The following is a 1136-nucleotide window of genomic DNA, read 5'->3' as shown; positions in this document are numbered from 1 at the left end:
TGGTGGACACTATGGTGCTTGCGTGGCGCGTCGGACGAAGCGGCTCTGGACGGACGAGGAGAAGCGGACGATCTGCTTTCAGACGACTGCACCGGGCGTTTCGGTTGCTCAGGTCGCGCGGCGTTACGCGGTCAACGCGAACCTGATCTTCAAATGGCTGCGCGATCCTCGTTTTGCGCCCGAGGCTGAGGCGTGCTCTCGCGAGGGTGCGAAGTTTCTGCCGGTCGAGATCGTGCAGGATACCAGGGCAGCCCCGGCTGTCCCTGATGCGCCTGTCGCCGAGGTGGGCCGGATCGAGATCGAACTCGCCGGCGGGCAGCGGATGCGGGTCACGGGGCGCTACGATCCCGAGGCTCTGGCGCGGCTGATCCGGGGGCTGACGGCGTGATCCCGGTGCCGACCAACACGCGGGTGTGGCTCGCGGCCGGGGTCACGGACATGCGCAAGGGCTTTGCGGCCTTGGCGGCACAGGCCGAGGCGGTGCTGAAGCAGGATCCGTTCGGTGGGCATCTGTTTGTGTTCCGGGGCCGGCGCGGCGATCTGGTCAAGGTGATCTGGTGGGATGGCCAGGGCGCCTGCATGTTCATGAAGCGGCTGGAGCGGGGCCGGTTCGTCTGGCCTTCCACCACCGAGGGCAAGATCGCGCTATCGGCCGCGCAGCTGGCGATGCTGCTGGAAGGGATCGACTGGCGGACCCCGCAGCGGACCTGGCAGCCCTTGGCGGCCGGATAAGCGACTGGCCCTAATCGTTGAGGATTCCCAGCCGGAATCCAGCCCGTTAAGCTCGTCTCATGCTCGACGAGCCCGCCATCCTGCCGGAAGATCCCGAGGAGCTGCGCAGCTTCACCGCGCGGCTCCTGGCGGAGGTGAAGGCCCAGGCGATCCTGATCGAGAAGCTCCGGCACCAACTGGCCGGGCACCGTGCGCACCGGTTCGGCGCGTCATCTGAGACGGCAGAACAACTCCACCTCGCCCTCGAGACCAGCGAGATCGCCGCCGCCGCGATGACGGCGCGGATGAAGCTGCCAGACGTCGATGAGAAGGATAAACCGAAGCGTCGCCCGATCCCGGATCACCTCCCCCGGATGGAAGTGGAACTGACGCCAAGTGCCGACGCCTGTGCCGATTGCGGCGGG

Annotated in this window: 3 protein-coding genes; all 3 read left to right on the top strand. The window is 67.2% G+C overall.

Translation table 11 applies throughout. From position 1 onward, the window contains the following. On the top strand, positions 1–388 hold a 388-nt coding region (gene tnpA / locus ACFHYO_RS15605; protein ID WP_394321609.1), incomplete at its 5' end, for an IS66-like element accessory protein TnpA. Further along, positions 385–732 carry an IS66 family insertion sequence element accessory protein TnpB gene (gene tnpB, locus ACFHYO_RS15600; protein WP_134727152.1) on the top strand — a complete coding sequence of 116 codons (348 nt, stop codon included), beginning with the start codon at positions 385–387 and terminating at the stop codon, positions 730–732. The genes tnpA and tnpB, both read left to right, overlap by 4 nt. Positions 733–791: 59 nt before the next feature. Continuing rightward, positions 792–1136, top strand: a 345-nt coding sequence (locus tag ACFHYO_RS15595) for an IS66 family transposase (protein ID WP_394321607.1), incomplete at its 3' end; no start/stop codon positions are given.

This window comes from Paracoccus panacisoli (assembly GCF_042435015.1).
Lineage (GTDB): Bacteria > Pseudomonadota > Alphaproteobacteria > Rhodobacterales > Rhodobacteraceae > Paracoccus > Paracoccus panacisoli.
Note: the sequence above shows the minus strand (reverse complement) of the source record. Positions and strands in the feature narration are given on the sequence as shown.